16 protein-coding genes are annotated in these 16,430 nt (G+C 38.8%); 5 read left to right on the plus strand and 11 right to left on the minus strand.

Annotated elements, in window-relative coordinates; translation table 11 throughout:
• Positions 1 to 198: 198 nt before the first annotated feature.
• On the plus strand, positions 199 to 1,494 hold the full coding sequence (locus C502_RS0110470) for a solute carrier family 23 protein (protein ID WP_018678778.1): 1,296 nt from the start codon (positions 199 to 201) through the stop codon (positions 1,492 to 1,494).
• A 45-nt stretch (positions 1,495 to 1,539) separates the two neighbouring features.
• On the opposite strand, the gene C502_RS0110475 is transcribed toward C502_RS0110470, so the two are convergent.
• From C502_RS0110475 to ilvD, 3 genes are all read right to left on the minus strand, one after another.
• On the minus strand, positions 1,540 to 1,947 hold the full coding sequence (locus tag C502_RS0110475) for a DUF4259 domain-containing protein (protein ID WP_018678779.1): 408 nt from the start codon (positions 1,945 to 1,947) through the stop codon (positions 1,540 to 1,542).
• Positions 1,948 to 2,013: 66 nt separating this feature from the next.
• A complete protein-coding gene (locus tag C502_RS0110480) occupies positions 2,014 to 3,300 on the minus strand; it encodes a hypothetical protein (protein WP_018678780.1) in 1,287 nt (428 codons plus the stop codon).
• Between the two features lie 164 nt (positions 3,301 to 3,464).
• On the minus strand, positions 3,465 to 5,294 hold the full coding sequence (gene ilvD / locus C502_RS0110485) for a dihydroxy-acid dehydratase (protein ID WP_018678781.1): 1,830 nt from the start codon (positions 5,292 to 5,294) through the stop codon (positions 3,465 to 3,467).
• A 296-nt stretch (positions 5,295 to 5,590) separates the two neighbouring features.
• Here ilvD and C502_RS0110490 point away from each other — a divergent pair, with 296 nt between their 5' ends.
• From C502_RS0110490 to rsmB, 3 genes are all read left to right on the plus strand, one after another.
• A complete protein-coding gene (locus C502_RS0110490; RefSeq protein ID WP_018678782.1) occupies positions 5,591 to 6,121 on the plus strand; it encodes a metal-dependent hydrolase in 531 nt (176 codons plus the stop codon).
• Positions 6,122 to 6,184: 63 nt separating this feature from the next.
• The gene (gene fmt / locus C502_RS0110495; RefSeq protein WP_018678783.1) at positions 6,185 to 7,147 is read left to right on the plus strand and encodes a methionyl-tRNA formyltransferase; all 963 of its coding nucleotides are present in this window, start codon (positions 6,185 to 6,187) and stop codon (positions 7,145 to 7,147) included.
• A complete protein-coding gene (gene rsmB, locus C502_RS0110500; RefSeq protein WP_018678784.1) occupies positions 7,144 to 8,451 on the plus strand; it encodes a 16S rRNA (cytosine(967)-C(5))-methyltransferase RsmB in 1,308 nt (435 codons plus the stop codon). The genes fmt and rsmB overlap by 4 nt, the downstream gene beginning before the upstream one ends.
• A 41-nt stretch (positions 8,452 to 8,492) precedes the next feature.
• Here rsmB and C502_RS18875 read toward each other — a convergent pair whose 3' ends face one another.
• From C502_RS18875 to C502_RS0110525, 4 genes are all read right to left on the minus strand, one after another.
• Positions 8,493 to 8,636: a methionine/alanine import family NSS transporter small subunit gene (locus tag C502_RS18875; RefSeq protein WP_018678785.1), complete on the minus strand. Its 144-nt coding sequence runs from the start codon at positions 8,634 to 8,636 to the stop codon at positions 8,493 to 8,495.
• A 10-nt stretch (positions 8,637 to 8,646) separates the two neighbouring features.
• Positions 8,647 to 10,125, minus strand: a complete 1,479-nt coding sequence (locus C502_RS0110510) for a sodium-dependent transporter (protein WP_018678786.1) — start codon at positions 10,123 to 10,125, stop codon at positions 8,647 to 8,649.
• A 368-nt stretch (positions 10,126 to 10,493) separates the two neighbouring features.
• Entirely contained in the window at positions 10,494 to 11,063 is a 570-nt protein-coding gene (locus C502_RS0110520; RefSeq protein WP_018678788.1) for a DUF1287 domain-containing protein, read from the minus strand.
• Positions 11,063 to 12,511 (minus strand): aldehyde dehydrogenase family protein, encoded by a 1,449-nt coding sequence (locus C502_RS0110525; protein ID WP_018678789.1) that lies wholly within the window; start codon positions 12,509 to 12,511, stop codon positions 11,063 to 11,065. The genes C502_RS0110520 and C502_RS0110525 overlap by 1 nt, the downstream gene beginning before the upstream one ends.
• A gap of 132 nt (positions 12,512 to 12,643) precedes the next feature.
• Here C502_RS0110525 and C502_RS0110530 point away from each other — a divergent pair, with 132 nt between their 5' ends.
• Positions 12,644 to 13,396 (plus strand): TIGR04219 family outer membrane beta-barrel protein, encoded by a 753-nt coding sequence (locus C502_RS0110530; RefSeq protein WP_018678790.1) that lies wholly within the window; start codon positions 12,644 to 12,646, stop codon positions 13,394 to 13,396.
• Positions 13,397 to 13,686: 290 nt separating this feature from the next.
• On the opposite strand, the gene C502_RS0110535 is transcribed toward C502_RS0110530, so the two are convergent.
• From C502_RS0110535 to C502_RS0110550, 4 genes are all read right to left on the minus strand, one after another.
• Complete coding sequence (locus C502_RS0110535) at positions 13,687 to 13,998, minus strand: ankyrin repeat domain-containing protein (protein ID WP_018678791.1); 312 nt, start codon at positions 13,996 to 13,998, stop codon at positions 13,687 to 13,689.
• A 137-nt stretch (positions 13,999 to 14,135) separates the two neighbouring features.
• Positions 14,136 to 14,648, minus strand: coding sequence for a hypothetical protein (locus tag C502_RS0110540; RefSeq protein WP_018678792.1), 513 nt, complete (start codon positions 14,646 to 14,648; stop codon positions 14,136 to 14,138).
• Positions 14,649 to 14,838: 190 nt separating this feature from the next.
• Positions 14,839 to 15,486 carry a hypothetical protein gene (locus tag C502_RS0110545; protein ID WP_018678793.1) on the minus strand — a complete coding sequence of 216 codons (648 nt, stop codon included), beginning with the start codon at positions 15,484 to 15,486 and terminating at the stop codon, positions 14,839 to 14,841.
• A gap of 404 nt (positions 15,487 to 15,890) precedes the next feature.
• Complete coding sequence (locus C502_RS0110550) at positions 15,891 to 16,283, minus strand: putative signal transducing protein (protein WP_018678317.1); 393 nt, start codon at positions 16,281 to 16,283, stop codon at positions 15,891 to 15,893.
• Between the last annotated feature and the right edge of the window lie 147 nt (positions 16,284 to 16,430).

Here is a 16,430-nt window from a genome sequence, read left to right on the forward strand (position 1 = left end):
TAAGATAGTTAACTTTTCAAATAATCTAGAGAAAAATAAATAATAAATACGATAGGTTATTTTAAAAAATATTTTACCAAAAGGTAAAAATATTAAACTTCAACGAATTATCTAACTACATTCTCAAAGATCAATAGATGAAAGCACATTTTAAGACAAGGTATTATACCCACTGATATCACATAATGAGTCTCATCTATGTCAAATTGGTTTCCAAAATGGCAGCCGTATCAGGGAAAGATTGATCATCGCCCTGTTGCGACAAACGAATATTTACCGCCCTTACAAAGTGCGGTATTAGGGGTACAACACGCATTTGCAATGTTTGGTGCCACTGTACTTGCACCACTCCTCATGGGTTTTAGCCCGAACCTTGCCATTTTAATGTCAGGGATTTGTACCATTATTTTCTTCTTGATCACGGGTGGGCGTGTCCCAAGTTATTTAGGCTCAAGCTTCGCCTTTATTGGTGTCGTTGCAGCAGCAACAGGTCACGTTACAGGATCAGGTGCTAACCCAAACCTAGCCGTTGCGCTTGGGGGCATTGTTGCCTGTGGTATTTTTTATGCCTTGATCGGCTTTGCTGTGATGCTGACAGGGACACGCTGGATTGAAAAATTGATGCCACCTGTCGTCACAGGTGCTGTGGTGATGATTATTGGTCTCAACCTTGCACCCGTTACTATTAAAGGCGTTGCTGGACAGCCTTTTGAAATGTGGATGGCATTGATCACTGTTTTAAGTATGGGCATCATCGCCGTATTTACCAAAGGTCTGTTACAGCGCTTGTTATTGTTGGTCGGTCTATTGATGGCATATGCAATTTATGCGATCACCACCAATCTTTTAGGTTTTGGTAAACCAATTGATTTCTCCCAAATCGCAGCCGCACCTTGGTTTGGTATCCCAACTTTTTCACACCCAACTTTTGATTTGAATGCCATTTTAATCATTGCGCCTGTTGCCTTAATTTTAGTGGCTGAAAATTTAGGTCATATCAAAGCAGTCGGTGCAATGACAGGCGAAGATCTTACACCGCAACTGGGTAAAGCTTTTGTTGCTGATGGTCTTGCAACTACTTTATCTGGAAGTGTAGGCGCACCAGGGATGACCACTTATGGTGAAAATATCGGGGTGATGGCAGTCACTCGGGTTTATTCAACCATTGTGTTTGTGATTGCAGGTGTGTTTGCGATTTTCTTGGGTCTGTCACCAAAATTTGGAGCTGTGATTAGTACCATTCCTACCGCCGTTTTGACGGGTGCTTCGATTGTGGTATTTGGTTTAATCACCATTGCGGGTGCTAAAATTTGGATCGAAAATAAAGTCGATTTCTCCAATAATAAAAACCTGATTGTGGCATCTGTAACCATCATTTTAGGTGCAGGTAACTTTGAATTATTGTTTGGTAGCTTTAACTTGGGTGGAATTGGAACTGCAACGTTTGCGGCAATTTTTCTGAATCTGTTATTCAGTTTAAAAGATAAAAACTAGTACAAGAAAGGCAGTGAAAGCTGCTTTTTTTATTCTTCGATGTATTTAATGAAGCGCATCTTTGAGCTGTTGGATACTGGCTAACCAAATATCATAATCGTCCGCTTCCTGCCATAAATCTTTTAATTCAGACTGATCAGACAAAACCAAAACAAGGACTTGCTGAGCTTTTAGCAATAAATCTGTACTTGGTTTCAGTGAAACTGTCTCAAGCCACTCATCTACTTTCGCAGTATAAACATCTGTTTGAGTACCATGCCCCAGACTCTTGGCAAGCACCTCTATCGCAGCTAGAGCTTCCATCGCAACATCTGCATCAAGATATTCTTGTCCTTCATCCAATGCCGTCTGTAAAGTGGCTTCAATGACTGAAAAATCAGTCACATCTTCTAATTCGTCAGCCCAATCATTTGCCGTGTCATTCCCAAATGGTTCATGTGACCAAGTTCCCATCTTTATTTCCTATTTATTAGTTTTTTCAGGCAATTCCTATTAAAGCTTTTTATTGAGGAAAATCAACTATTCTTCACTCTCTTGCTTATATTTTTCTTCTAAAACATTACTAATGATACTTTCAATCATCCAAACCCGATATAAGCTATTAAACACATAACTTTGCCCATCTATACGTAATTCCAATACAGGAAAATCAGGCTGATGTTTTTGCTGGCATAAGGTATCATTTTGTTTAAGCAAAGCACCCACATCTTGTTCTGTGATCTGTTCGATCGCTAAACGCTTTTGCATCCGTTGAAAATGTGTTTTGAAAGAAATATCTTTGCCACGCGTCCAAATACCTTCCAAAATCTCATGAATACAATCGACCTGTTCTGCTTCTGCAACACTATAAAATAGCTTCGCCATTTCATAAGTCGCTTCTTTGGTTGGGCGACAAAACGGCGTAAATGCGACTTGTGTTCGTTTTGATACGCGTGTTGCCAAACTCCAATCGAACCAGTCACGTCCGTGATAACTCAAGGGATAGACTTTCAACTGGATATTATAATAATTGGCGAGTTCTTCTTTGATATAAGCCAAAAGTAACCAACTCATTGGATCTTCAAGTGCAATATACAAATCTAATTCTGGATGTAAGGCTTGCACTTCAGCCAGTGCCTCACCATCATTAATCAAATGCTCACGCCATTCGATATGATTGATCAGGAAAATTGGGTTTCCAGTCAGTAATTTTTGTTGTTTTAAACGGCGTGTCAGGCGTAATAAATCATCAACGGCTTGATATTTACGCTCACCAAATTCGAAATAACTGGCTGCAACAGGCACATCTTTAAAGATACGTTCAGGATAATCTTGAGGGGCTTGATGTTGGCTTGCCATCGCATACAAAGTACGTAATTTGCCATATTGTTGTTGCCATAACATATGGAATACGTCTTCGAGTAAATGTAAAAAATTTTGTTCTCTTAAAGGCGTATTTCTTAGAATGATTTCTGCTTGTTGTAATGCTTCTGCACTGGGTATTTCAGGGGTTTCATCGAAACCAAAACGATGCTGCTTAGCGAGAATTTTGGCATCATTTAAACAATAGTTTTGCCAATCTTGCCTAGACATACCATTCGGAGGCTCAGCGCCCTGCCTTGAAATAATCACTTTTAAAGGTTTGAGTTCATCACTCAAAATTTCATTGAGCTGATCAAGCTGCTGTACTGCAAGATAACTATAAACATCGTCTAGACGTAGGTAAATACTTAAACCCTGTTCCGTGGGTAACACCGCCTGACGGGAAGGTTTTTGATAGAACCAACTCGATCGGATGGGATCAAACCAACGACGTAGCAAAGACATGTCGATAGCCTCTAATGGTTATACGTTTATAAATGGGTAAATTTTCTCTAACTTACATTCTAGCAAGTGAGTAAATAAGTATATTGAGTATCTTATAAAATCAGAAAAAAGTCCCTCTTTATCGTAATAAAGAGGGATGATTAGCATAGTTGCTTGGCAAAAGTTTACAAAACGCGTACGGCACCTTTCGCAGCACTAGTTGAATGCAAAGCATAAATTTTCAAAGATTTTGAAACTTTGCGCTTACGCTCTTCCTCTGGATGCCAACCTTTGGCTTCCTGAACAGTACGACGATGTGCCATTGTTGCATCATCTACATCAAGGTGAATGGTACGATTCGGAATATCAATTTCAATGGTATCACCATCTTGAACCAAACCGATTGCACCACCTTCTGCTGCTTCTGGTGAAACATGACCAATCGACAAACCTGAAGAGCCACCCGAGAAACGACCATCAGTAATCAAAGCACAGTCTTTACCCAAACCTTTCGATTTCAAATAGCTGGTTGGATATAACATTTCTTGCATACCCGGCCCACCACGTGGACCTTCATAGCGAATCACAACAATATCGCCTGCAACGATTTTATGATCTAAAATCGCTTCAACTGCTGAATCTTGGCTTTCAAAAACGCGTGCTGTACCCGTAAATTTCAGAATAGACTCATCTACACCCGCAGTTTTCACGATACACCCATCTAAAGCGATGTTGCCATAAAGTACAGCCAAGCCACCGTCTTTAGAGAAGGCATGTTCAGCATTACGAATCACACCGTTCTCACGGTCGCCATCTAAAGTTGAGTAATAACGGTTTTGTGAGAATGCCACTTGGGTCGGAATACCACCCGGTGATGAACGATAAAATTCATATACGTCTGCATCTTCAGTACGGATAATATCCCACTTATCTAAGGCATCTTTCAGTGTCGGTTCATGCACAGTTGAGCATGATGTCGCCAATAAATTAGCACGATCTAGTTCACCTAAGATCGCCATAATACCGCCTGCACGATGCACATCTTCCATATGCACATCCGACTTTGCAGGTGCAACTTTAGATAATACAGGTACTTTACGAGACAAATTGTCGATATCATCCATAGTGAAATCAACTTCTGCTTCGTGTGCAGCCGCCAATAAATGCAATACCGTATTGGTTGAACCACCCATTGCAATATCAAGTGTCATCGCATTCTCAAAAGCGGCTTTGGTTGCAATCGAGCGCGGCAAAATACTGTCATCATTCTGTTCATAATAACGTTTCGCCAGTTCAACTACTAAGCGACCTGCTCTTAAAAACAATTTTTCACGGTTGGCATGCGTTGCCACAATTGAACCATTACCTGGTAAAGATAAGCCCAAAGCTTCGGTTAAACAGTTCATTGAGTTTGCTGTAAACATCCCTGAACATGAACCACAGGTTGGGCAAGCTGAACGTTCAAAAGCTTCAACTTCTTCATCGGTATAACTTTCGTCTGCTGCAACCACCATGGCATCAACAAGATCAATGGCTTTTTCATTACCACGAAACTTAACTTTACCTGCTTCCATTGGGCCGCCAGATACGAATACCACAGGGATATTCAAGCGCATCGCTGCCATCAACATTCCTGGGGTGATCTTGTCACAGTTCGAGATACATACCATTGCATCAGCACAGTGTGCATTGACCATGTATTCGACTGAATCGGCAATCAAATCACGTGATGGGAGTGAATACAGCATCCCATCATGCCCCATGGCAATCCCGTCATCGACGGCAATCGTATTAAACTCTTTCGCAACACCGCCAGAAGCTTCAATTTCTCGTGCAACCAGTTGCCCTAAATCTTTAAGGTGTACATGCCCCGGAACAAATTGGGTAAATGAGTTGACCACCGCAATAATTGGTTTGCCAAAATCTTCATCTTTCATACCTGTCGCACGCCATAAACCGCGCGCGCCAGCCATATTTCTTCCATGTGTTGATGTTTTAGAACGATAATCAGGCATTTTGTATTCCCAACAAGTGTGTGCTCGAGATGAATCAAAAATTCTCTCTGGCGAAATGATATAGTGAGCTGTTTCCATCATACTACAAGTTATCGTTTAACAGATGACCAGCAAACTTATCTTTTTTTATTCTACAGTCACTCAGGTTTCTCATCACACTCCATAACTAAATATGAGTTTGTACAACTTCACATAAAAAACATAAGACAGCGTGTTTATTTCACACAAAAATCAAACTCAATTTATTGATATTTATTAAAATATTCACAGTCTATCAAATAGTATAAGAACTCATTATGTTTATCGCCCATCTGCCCTCTGGTTATATTTTAGCAAAAGCCCTGTATTCTAAACTTCATTCAACAGGTATTCAGACTAAATCATTTTTTACCATCATCATGCTGGGTGCTATTTTTCCAGATCTCAATTTATTTTATTTTTATCTCATTGATCAACGTTCAGTACATCATCATCAATATTTTCCACATTGGTTATCTGTTTGGATCACGATTTTTTTGATCGCACTTTATTGTTTTAAATCGTTTAAATCTAAATTTGCATTACTGACTTGCCTATTTTGTAGTGGAGCGATTCTGCATATTTTTCTCGATCTATTTGTCGGAGATGTTTGGTTATTTGCTCCATTTATTCACCAATCTTATGCATTCTTTGAAGTCAGCTCACGTTACCCGACTTGGTGGCTGAACTTTATTTTACATTGGTCTTTTTTAATCGAAATTTTAATCTGTCTCAGAGCTTTATTTGTCTATTTTAAATCCACTAAAGCAGCAATGAATTCATTGAATACACATGGATCTGATACATGATGAATTAGGGTCTACTGACTTTTTCGCTTATAATTTGAAGTAAGTTTTATTTGGATTCCATTTGTGAAAATCATTTTTGCTGGTACGCCTGAATTTGCGGCAACCGCATTGGCGGCATTATTAAAAACATCACACCAGATTATTGCTGTTTATACTCAGCCTGACCGTAAAGCGGGACGTGGGCAAAAATTAACACCCTCTCCTGTAAAACAACTCGCAATTGAACACGGTTTACCTGTTTATCAACCTTTACATTTCAAAGCTTCTACTGAAGAAGGCTTAGCGGCTCAACAACAACTCGCTGCTTTAGGTGCAGATGTCATGGTCGTTGCTGCTTATGGTTTAATCTTGCCACAAGCAGTATTAGATACACCTAAATATGGCTGCTTAAATATTCACGGTTCTTTACTACCTCGTTGGCGTGGTGCTGCACCCATCCAACGTGCCATTGCAACAGGTGATGTGGAAACAGGAATTACCATCATGCAAATGGCAGCAGGTTTAGATACAGGCGATATGATGTATAAAACCTTTTGCCCAATTACTGCTGAAGATACCTCTGCAACGCTGCATGATAAGCTTGCAGTCCAAGGGGCTGAAGCGATTTGTACCGTACTCGAATCTGAACAAAGCTTGCAGGATTTTATCGAAAAACGTGAAGTGCAAGATGAAGCACTTACGGTCTATGCACACAAACTCGTCAAGGCTGAAGCTCGCATTGATTGGACACAAAATGCAGTGCAGATTGATCGTAATATTCGTGCTTTTAATCCTTGGCCTGTCGCTTTTATTCAACTTGATGAAAACAATGCTTTAAGGGTTTGGAATTCGATCCTTTCTGAACACAGCAAAACGGATGCTCAATTGGGCGAAATCATAGGAATTGATAGACAAGGCGTACATGTTGCTTGTGGCGACAATACAGCAGTCTGCCTAACCAGTTTGCAGTGGCCAGGTGCTAAAGCCCTCAATCCAGTACAAATTGCCCAAACTCAAAAATTGCATATTGGACAAATTCTCCCATGAATCAATCAAATCAATCATCTGCAAAAAATTTGAACCTGCGTGCGCAAGTGATTAAAACACTTTTAGCTGTTCAAAATGGGCAATCTTTGGCTTCCGTTTTGAATCAACATATCAATATTGTTTCTGAACGTGACCGTGGTTTATATCACGAACTTACTTTAGGTTGTTTACGCCAGTGGTATTCTTTAAAAGCAATTACCTTACCATTGCTCACGAAACCATTAGACAATGAAGCACTAGAAAGTTGTTTATATCTTGGTTTATATCAAATTTTATGTACCCGTATTCCTGTACATGCTGCGATTTCGGAAACGGTAAATGCGGCTAAGCAACTCGGTTTCGAACCAATGAGTGGTTTGGTCAATGCGATTCTGCGTCGTGTTTCACGTGAAACATCTGAATTTCAAACAGCTTTGAATAATACGCATGGTTTACCAAGCTGGTTATTCAAACGACTCAAAAAAGATTGGCCTGATCAATTTGATGAAATCTGTCAAAATTTAAAACAAGTCGCCCCTCTAACACTTCGTGTCAATGAACGTCAAATCAGTCGTGATGAGTATCTTGATATTTTAGATGAAGAACAGATTGATGCTCGTCCTTGTATGCTTTCAAATGTGGGGATTGTTTTGGAGCAAACAGGCAATATTACCCATTTACCAGGTTTCGAAGAAGGCGGTTTTTCTGTTCAGGATGAACATGCTCAACTGTGCGCGATGCTTTTACCCAATTTAGATGACCAAGTGGTTGTCGATGCATGTGCTGCACCAGGGGGTAAAACAGCACACATTCTTGAGCACTTTAACCCGAAGAAACTGATTGCACTTGATCATGATGCAAAACGTTTATTGCGAGTTTCTGAAAATTTAGAACGCCTTGTCTTAGCTCAAGATAATGTTGAGATCGTGACAGCTGATGCAACCACTTGGCAGGCGAAAGAAACTGTGGACTGCATTGTGCTAGACGCCCCCTGTTCTGCAACAGGCGTAATCCGTCGCCATCCTGATATTCGCCTATTAAGACAATCGACTGATATCGCGCAAACGGCTGCCTTACAACAGCAAATTTTGAAAAACATGTGGCAACAGCTCAAAGTCGGTGGCACTTTACTCTATATCACCTGCTCGATTCTAAAAGCTGAAAATGAACAGCAAATGGCTGTGTTCTTCGCCGAACATCCAGATGCAGAAGAAATTAAAATCAATGTAGACTGGGGTATTGAACAGACTTATGGTCGTCAATTATTACCAACTGCACAATCAGGTGATGGTTTCTACTATTGTCAGATTAAGAAATTAGGCTAATAAAAAAGCAGGCTTCAAAGCCTGCTTTTTTTAATCTGTTTTTAAAGCGTATGATGATCTTTAACTTCTTCCAGAACCTCATCAAGTTCTTCTGGATGTTTCATTAAATGTAGAATAGACAAAATCAGTCCACCCCATAAGAACACCATTGAAATGATCATCATCACAATTGCTGAAGTATTCATAACTGCGCTCCTAGCGATCTTTCATTTTGCTGAGTATAACTGCAACGACAGCACAGAAAATCACACTGCCCCACCCAAAGATGCCTTGTAAACTCATGCTATACGTATCGTAACCGTTTTTCACCAAGTTAAACACAGTCATGCTCAATGTGGTTAATAAGATCAGAGAAGTAATCACGGTTAAGGTGAAATCCCAACCTTTACCCAATTGAATCGTCGAAATACGGTTCACATGATCACGAAGTTCAATTAAAGCAGAACGCTTAAACCAAGCCACACTGATGATTGATAATAATGCACCACCAATAATCCCAATGTTATTGATAAAGTGATCCACAATATCAACCAGTTTAATCGCATTTACGCTTGAGAATAAGATGACTGAAACGAATGCACTACCACCACCAATGATGGTAACTGCTTTCTTACGGCTCCATTTTAACTTATCTTGCATCGCTGCAATCGGTACTTCCAAGATACTGACCATGGAAGAAATACCTGCGACAAAAAGCGAAGAGAAGAACAATAGACCGAATAAATCCGCACCTGCACCTAAGCTTGAAATGATTTTTGGAAACGCAATAAATGCTAGACCAATACCACCACTGACGACATCTTGTACTTCTTTGCCTGCCGCATGTGCCATGAAGCCCAATGCTGCAAAAATACCAATACCCGCCAAGATTTCAGTCGAAGCATTGGCAAAACCAACGATCAGACCCGAACCTGTTAAGTTGGTTTTCGGCTTTAAATAAGAGGAATATGTCACCATGATCCCGAAGCCAACAGATAATGAGAAGAAAGTGTGCCCATAAGCGGCTAACCACACTTTATAGTCCATCATCGCAGACCAGTTCGGGGTGAAAAATGCATTTAAGCCTTCGGCTGCACCAGGTAAACGCAATGATTGAATCACCAGAACGGTGAACAGGACAAATAACAAAGGCATGAAAATCTTATTTGATAATTCAACACCTTTTTTAACGCCACCATATAAAATCACTAAGGTCAGTGCCCAAATCCCAACAATTGGCCACAATAAATGGCTCACAAACTGAAAGTCGAAACCAGATGCTTTCGATGTCTGTAAGTAGGTATTAAAGAAGAAACTTTCTGGGTCACTTCCCCACGCCTGACCAATTGAGAAGTAAATATAGCTTCCTGCCCACGTGAGAACGCTGGCATAGTACAAACCAATAATGATACAGACACAGACTTGCCACCAACCCAGCGTTTCACCACCTTTAAATAAAGCACGATACGCTTTGGGAGGAGAACCTGTACTACGGTGTCCTGTCGCATAATCTAAAAATAATAAGGGTAAACCAGCTGTAATTAGTGCGAGTAAATACGGAATAAGAAACGCACCACCACCATTTTCATAGGCAACATAAGGAAAACGCCAAATATTACCTAAACCGACAGCCGAACCAACGGCTGCAATAATAAAACCAGATCGTGATGTCCAGTTTTCACGAGAATCTGTCATAAGACACCTAAATATATACACTGGCGTTTTTCATACTGCGTTAGGTTTTATTATCCAACAGACATGAAAAGTACCGTAAAAATCTTGTTTTGCTTGCATGAAATTTCAACCTTGTGGGTCTCTTATTTTCATGAACAAACAAGCAAAAACCAAACCATCTTCCTTAAAGATCAGATTGTGTTTTTCTGCTTTTTAATAGCCGAACAATACCTGTTTTTATTTCTTTTTACTGTAAATTATGCAGATAAATTCTGCCGTTTATCGTTAATTTCAACACAATTGATTATTTTTCAGCTCAATCGAAGAAGTGGCTTATAAATTTATCAATTGATAAAAATGTGAGCCACTTAATCACATTAAATAGGCATTTATTTTTTAATTCGATAATGCCCTGTGATCTTATACTGAAATAAAATATCCGACTCTTCAGTGCCATGACCAATATTATGTAAAATTAACGGTATTTTCTGAAAGAAACTTTTTTTGTCAGAAACAATACCTATGTGCACTAATCCTTGCCCTAAATCCCAAGTCACAATATCCCCAATACGGTAATTTTGGTCAGTGACTTGATAGCCTTGTCGCTGAAAATAAGTCGCAATGTTGGGCACTCGGCGGTGATCAATATTTTTATCAGGTGCTTTGAGCCCCCATTTATTCGGGTAAACTTTGAAATGCTTACGCATATCCTCATGTATCTTTTGTTGTAGATCGATACCTTGTTGTCGGAGCGATCGTACGACCACATCTGTACATACTCCTTTAATCAGAGGAACATCCCCCATGGGATAACTTAAGCGCGTATACGCTGGATCATAATATTGGGTGACACCGATTTGTTTCTTCGCATCAGTGACAAGTTGCTGTGAGGAAAATGCCGCTACCGACATATTCCAGACCATACACACAGCCAGTAGAATAAGCCTCCAACCTTTCATCACGATATCTCTTTAATCACAAGCAAACGTTCTTCTTGCATATCCCGAATCGCAGAATGAATGCCTTCTCGACCTAAACCTGAGTCCTTTACACCACCGTAAGGCATATTATCAACACGGAACGTGGGTACATCATTAATGATGACACCACCCACATGTAAATGATCCCATGCATACAGCATTTTATTCAGATTTTGCGTATACACACCTGCCTGTAAACCAAAACGACTTTGATTGATTGTGGTAATACCTTGCTCGAAATTCTTAAACTTTTCTAAAATTGCCACTGGGCCAAATGCTTCATCTCTATAGATTTCTAACTTGGCATCGACATGCTCTAACAAAGTAGGTTCAAACAAGACGCCTTGTAAACTCCCTCCTACTAGAACTTTTGCGCCCTTTTTCTCCGCCTTATCAAGCCATTTCTTCAAGCGGATAGCTTCTGCTTCCTTAATCATCGGGCCTACCAACGTCGTACTGAGTGTTGGATCATCTGCTTTAATTTTTTTTAGTTTTGCGATGAGCTTCTTTTTTACATCTGCATAAAGATCTGCATGAATTAAAATGCGCTGTACACTGATACAGACCTGCCCCGCATGCCCATAAGCAGCACTGATCAAACGATCTATGAGCGCCTCATCAATCATGGTATCTGCATCGATCAAAACCGCAGCATTACCGCCGAGTTCCAAAGTGACTTTCTTACGACCTGCACGCGCTTTCATGTCCCAACCAACCTGATCTGACCCCGTAAAGCTGAGTAATTTAAAGCGATCATCGGTTACCAAAATATCCGCTGCTTGGCGATCACAAGGCAACACTGACCATGAGCCTTTGGGTAAATCCGTTTCCGCCAAGACTTTGGCAATCATTAATGCACTGATCGGTGTCAAACTCGCAGGTTTCAATACAAATGGACAACCTGCTGCAATCGCAGGAGCAATCTTATGAGCAACGAGATTTAAGGGGAAATTAAACGGGCTGATTAAAGAAATCGCACCAATTGGCACCTGTTTGACCATGCCACGAAACCGTGCGGCAGCAGGTGTAACAGCTAAAGGCAACAGATGACTGTCATCAAGTTGCGTGACCGCATCAGCTGCCAATTGAAAGGTATTAATCAAACGCTCCACTTCTGCACTGGCTGCACCACGGGGTTTGCCCCCTTCAGCAATCAGAATTTCAGTGAGTTGCTCACGTAATTCATTAAATCGTTTTACACAATGCAGCAAGATTTGCTGTTTTTGAAAAGGCTTGAGTACTGCCATTTCCGCTTCTGCTTTTACCGAGGCAGAAATCGCTTTTTCAAGTACTTTAGCATCGGCCAATGCCACCCGTGCGTAGACTGTATTTCGATACTTATCATGTACTTCTAACCATTGACCTGTCGTTACTGCTTTCCCTGCAACATACAAAGGATAATCCACAACATCGCATACATCAGCCATTATTCTTCATTCCATTCTCAAAATTTAAAATTAGACTACTGTATATTTTCTGAGATCACTATATGATTTGCCCAATCACTGATGAATTCACAACAATTCATTACGCTTTTTGATATGAATTAGGACAATCCAATGAAAATATTAAAAATATCAATCTTAGCTTTAGGATCAAGCTTTTGTGGTTTAGCACAAGCGGATATGATTGGTGTAAAAGCAGATGCAAGTTATTGGTTTTATGATGGTAAGGCACAAGTTCAACCCAATAATATAACTTCTCTATCAAATAAAACGGGTATAGATAATCTGCTATTGGATCCTTATGAAAATTCTAGAGAATACGATTTAGACCGTAAAGGTTCTGCTCAAGTCTCTCTTGCATTTGAACATCCAATTCCACTGATTCCAAATGCAAAAATTCGCTATGTGAATTTAAAATCACAGACAGAAAAAGAAGTCGCAGGACAACCCGTCTATGACCTGAATATCGACCATACTGATTTCATTTTATATTATGAGATTTTAGACAATGTGGTAAATGCTGATATTGGTTTAGGTGCAACCAGTTTAAATGGTGATGTGAAAACACTAGGCTTAAGCAAAACGGATATTGATAAAACCGTTCCTGTGGTCTATGGATCAGCAGGCGTAAAACTGCCATTTACAGGTCTAAGTGCCAAAGGTGAATTGTTATATAGTAATTTTAATGATACCAAGATCACCGATGCTCAAGCCGAATTACAATACAACTTTATTGATAATTTATTGGTCGATGTCGGCTTAAAAGCTGGCTACCGTATCTTAGATATTAAATTAGATGACTACGAAAAAAATGATCTTAAATTTAATTTTAAAGGCCCTTATATCGGTTTAGATGTTCATTTCTAAATCCAGATGAAGTTAAAAAACGGAACCTTTTGATTCCGTTTTTTATTATTTATGATTACATCACTCAAAATTGCTGTAAGCCAAAACCTACAACAATCGCAGCGATTGGCGAATATCCCAACCTAAGATTTTCACCTATCATACAAATTATAGAGACAGGAAGTCTCATTGAGAATAAAAACATACACAGGACGTGGTCGTTAATAGGATATCAACGACATAAACTGAATATGAAGAAGCCCCGTCAGGATGATGGGGCTTCTTTTTTATCTGTCATTTTTATACACAACTCAAAGACTTTTTAAATACACAACCACATCGGTATTTTCTGCCATTTCAGCAAGCTGCAACGCAGTGTATTCGCCTTTATAAGCAACATTTGCCCCTTTACTCACAAGTAGCTTCACCACTGCTAAATAATCATTCTCAGCAGCTGCTTGTAGCGCACTATAGCCTTCGTCATCGGTCTGGTTGGGGTCTATCCCTGCGGCCAATAGCTGTTCGACTTGTTCCACATCACCCAGTGATGCCCAATACACAAGCTCTGGCAGATGGAGTTCCTCATCATCTTCAGGGAGTGGAGAGAAAGAATTGAGTTTCATAAGGACTGACCCATTTTTTAGTATTCACAACAATTAAAGCTTAAATTTTATAATACAGCTAAATGTATTCGATCTAAGAAAGGAAATGTAAGTATTGCTGAAAATGGTATACTTTCACTCATAAAATAGAATTAATATTATTCCAACCCTTTCAATTCACTTAAAGCATTTTCAATTACATGAATAATTTCATATGGTGTTATAGCTACACCAGAAACACTATTATAACCAACAATATTAGCTTTCGAAGGGAAACTATATGTCAAATATAATACGTCATTCATAGGTATAAGAAAACAGGAAGCATCATCTGTCGTTGGTCCCCATTGAAAAATGCTATAACATAAATAGAGCTTATTATTTTCTAGATTGTAATGTGGAGATTCAGAATTGCTTGTATCTAATAAAAAATTATGTGCTTCCTCTAATGACATCCATTTCAAATAATTTATATACTTATAGTAATCAATTTTTTTACGAAGATTTTCTGCGGTAACAGATATACTATTTATAAATTGTGGTAAATAAACATGATTATCTTCATAGCAAATATTTTCACCTCCAATAAAAATATTTACAACCCTTAATGATGAATTAATCTGTTCACCTATTTCTAAGCCAAAAGTTACTTTATTCCCAATAATCTTCATTATAATTTACCAATATTTATATCACATTATTCTACTTACCTTGATTTTACTATATCAGCATCATGCAATACTGATTGCTCAATAGCCAAAAGATATTGAAATAAATTGCTGCTAAAATATCATTTATTAACAGCAAGTTGAGACAAACTTATCGTTCTATCAGTTTAGTTCATCATTAACACTCTTTCCATCACAACCCAATAGCTTGCAACGCTCTTACACCAGCTTTGGCAGCTTGTGAATGAGGATGTTGCGAACATAATAGCGCCACCTGTTGCAAGGCTAAAAAAGGACGTTTTGCAATTTCATCTCCCACTATCTCAGCAACAAAAAAATCATCGTGCTTAGCTAACTCTGTTAAAAGTTCTATATCTAAAAGATCCATTGAGGGAATCAAAGCTAAAGCAATCTCAATATCGTCATCAGTTTCTTTCACTAAACTGCGTACAAGATACGATAAAGCTTTCTGCTCCATTTCATGAGGGGAGACTAACGGATGTAATTCTGACAAAGGTTTATTAGTTATTTTTGCTTCATCAGCAGCATGAAGCAATTCGACAAGACTAGAAAATACAATTTTTGATCTATCATCATGAGACAAGTAAAGAATATATCCTTCGAAAGGACTACGACGAAGCAAAATATGATGATTACTTGTATCCGCATCATCTAATACCAATCCGTCGAATGTGTGAATTAGTGGATGAAATAAGAAATCTTCTGTGAGCGATTCAGAGGCAGCCAATTCAAGCAAATTCAAATCAATCTGATGAAGATTGGAATAATTACCAGTGGATATTACATCAAAATATGAGGCGATAACTGATTGAAAATTCATGGAAATCTAATGTTGACAATTTTTATTACTATGAATCTTAACATTAAAATAATAAGAATGATTATCTATCAGACAGCAAATAGCTCAAATCACATGCTGTTATCTTACATTCAGGTAAACAATTCTGTAAGCCTTTAAATATCACTATATAAATGTAAAAAAGATATTAGTATATTCGAAGTGAGTTTTATCTCACTAACCCTATTATTTTTGTACATATATCTCATTTAATAATGAAGATCCAACTGTTAGATACCATCCTTTTCTAACATTTACTGAATTAGATTAAGGAATCTACATTTTGTTCTGCCTGCCCTCTTATCATTGGCTAATCAAAATAAATAACATGCATACAGCAAATTAATACCACATATTTTTTGCAATTTTGATTATTTATTAAGAGGCTAACTCCAAAAATGTTGGCATTGCTGACATTTAGTTCCATTCTTATAAAAAAATAAAGGAAAGCCAAGCAATAAGAAAACTAAATAAGCAGGTCGTTTCCCTTCCGTATGAGGTTGTATATCACTACTACCACAATTTGGGCATCTTTCATTTAAACCAAACTCTTGCTCTAGTTCATGACTAAAATCCTGTGCAAGCAAAACTTTTGCTTCACTAGCATAAATTTCAGGTACTAATAATCGAACACCACCTAAGGCATTAGAATAGAGCCAATCCGTATTAATGGTATGTTCATTTTCAATACGAGCAGGAATTTCAGCTGCTTCCAATTGTGTTTTAGCAATTTGTGCTTCGTATGGGAAAGAGAAGCTTTGTACAACAATCCAAACCATATTAGAAAACTCCAAACTTAAGCAACTAGTATATGAAACTTAGCTGCAATAAAAAACACCCCCTAACCGCTAGGTTAGGGGGTGTTAGAGTTTAAAAGCTGGCGATGACTTACTCTCACATGGCAAACGCCACACTACCATCAGCGC

The sequence above is a fragment of the Acinetobacter tjernbergiae DSM 14971 = CIP 107465 genome (assembly GCF_000374425.1).
GTDB lineage: Bacteria > Pseudomonadota > Gammaproteobacteria > Pseudomonadales > Moraxellaceae > Acinetobacter > Acinetobacter tjernbergiae.

Bases quoted from the DNA above. Each gene is read 5' to 3' on its own strand.
- C502_RS0110470 (WP_018678778.1), top strand. From the start codon at position 199: ATGTCAAATTGGTTTCCAAAATGGCAGCCGTATCAGGGAAAGATTGAT.
- C502_RS0110475 (WP_018678779.1), bottom strand. From the start codon at position 1,947: ATGGGAACTTGGTCACATGAACCATTTGGGAATGACACGGCAAATGAT.
- C502_RS0110480 (WP_018678780.1), bottom strand. From the start codon at position 3,300: ATGTCTTTGCTACGTCGTTGGTTTGATCCCATCCGATCGAGTTGGTTC.
- ilvD (WP_018678781.1), bottom strand. From the start codon at position 5,294: ATGCCTGATTATCGTTCTAAAACATCAACACATGGAAGAAATATGGCT.
- C502_RS0110490 (WP_018678782.1), top strand. From the start codon at position 5,591: ATGTTTATCGCCCATCTGCCCTCTGGTTATATTTTAGCAAAAGCCCTG.
- rsmB (WP_018678784.1), top strand. From the start codon at position 7,144: ATGAATCAATCAAATCAATCATCTGCAAAAAATTTGAACCTGCGTGCG.
- C502_RS18875 (WP_018678785.1), bottom strand. From the start codon at position 8,636: ATGAATACTTCAGCAATTGTGATGATGATCATTTCAATGGTGTTCTTA.
- C502_RS0110510 (WP_018678786.1), bottom strand. From the start codon at position 10,125: ATGACAGATTCTCGTGAAAACTGGACATCACGATCTGGTTTTATTATT.
- C502_RS0110520 (WP_018678788.1), bottom strand. From the start codon at position 11,063: ATGAAAGGTTGGAGGCTTATTCTACTGGCTGTGTGTATGGTCTGGAAT.
- C502_RS0110525 (WP_018678789.1), bottom strand. From the start codon at position 12,511: ATGGCTGATGTATGCGATGTTGTGGATTATCCTTTGTATGTTGCAGGG.
- C502_RS0110530 (WP_018678790.1), top strand. From the start codon at position 12,644: ATGAAAATATTAAAAATATCAATCTTAGCTTTAGGATCAAGCTTTTGT.
- C502_RS0110535 (WP_018678791.1), bottom strand. From the start codon at position 13,998: ATGAAACTCAATTCTTTCTCTCCACTCCCTGAAGATGATGAGGAACTC.
- C502_RS0110540 (WP_018678792.1), bottom strand. From the start codon at position 14,648: ATGAAGATTATTGGGAATAAAGTAACTTTTGGCTTAGAAATAGGTGAA.
- C502_RS0110545 (WP_018678793.1), bottom strand. From the start codon at position 15,486: ATGAATTTTCAATCAGTTATCGCCTCATATTTTGATGTAATATCCACT.
- C502_RS0110550 (WP_018678317.1), bottom strand. From the start codon at position 16,283: ATGGTTTGGATTGTTGTACAAAGCTTCTCTTTCCCATACGAAGCACAA.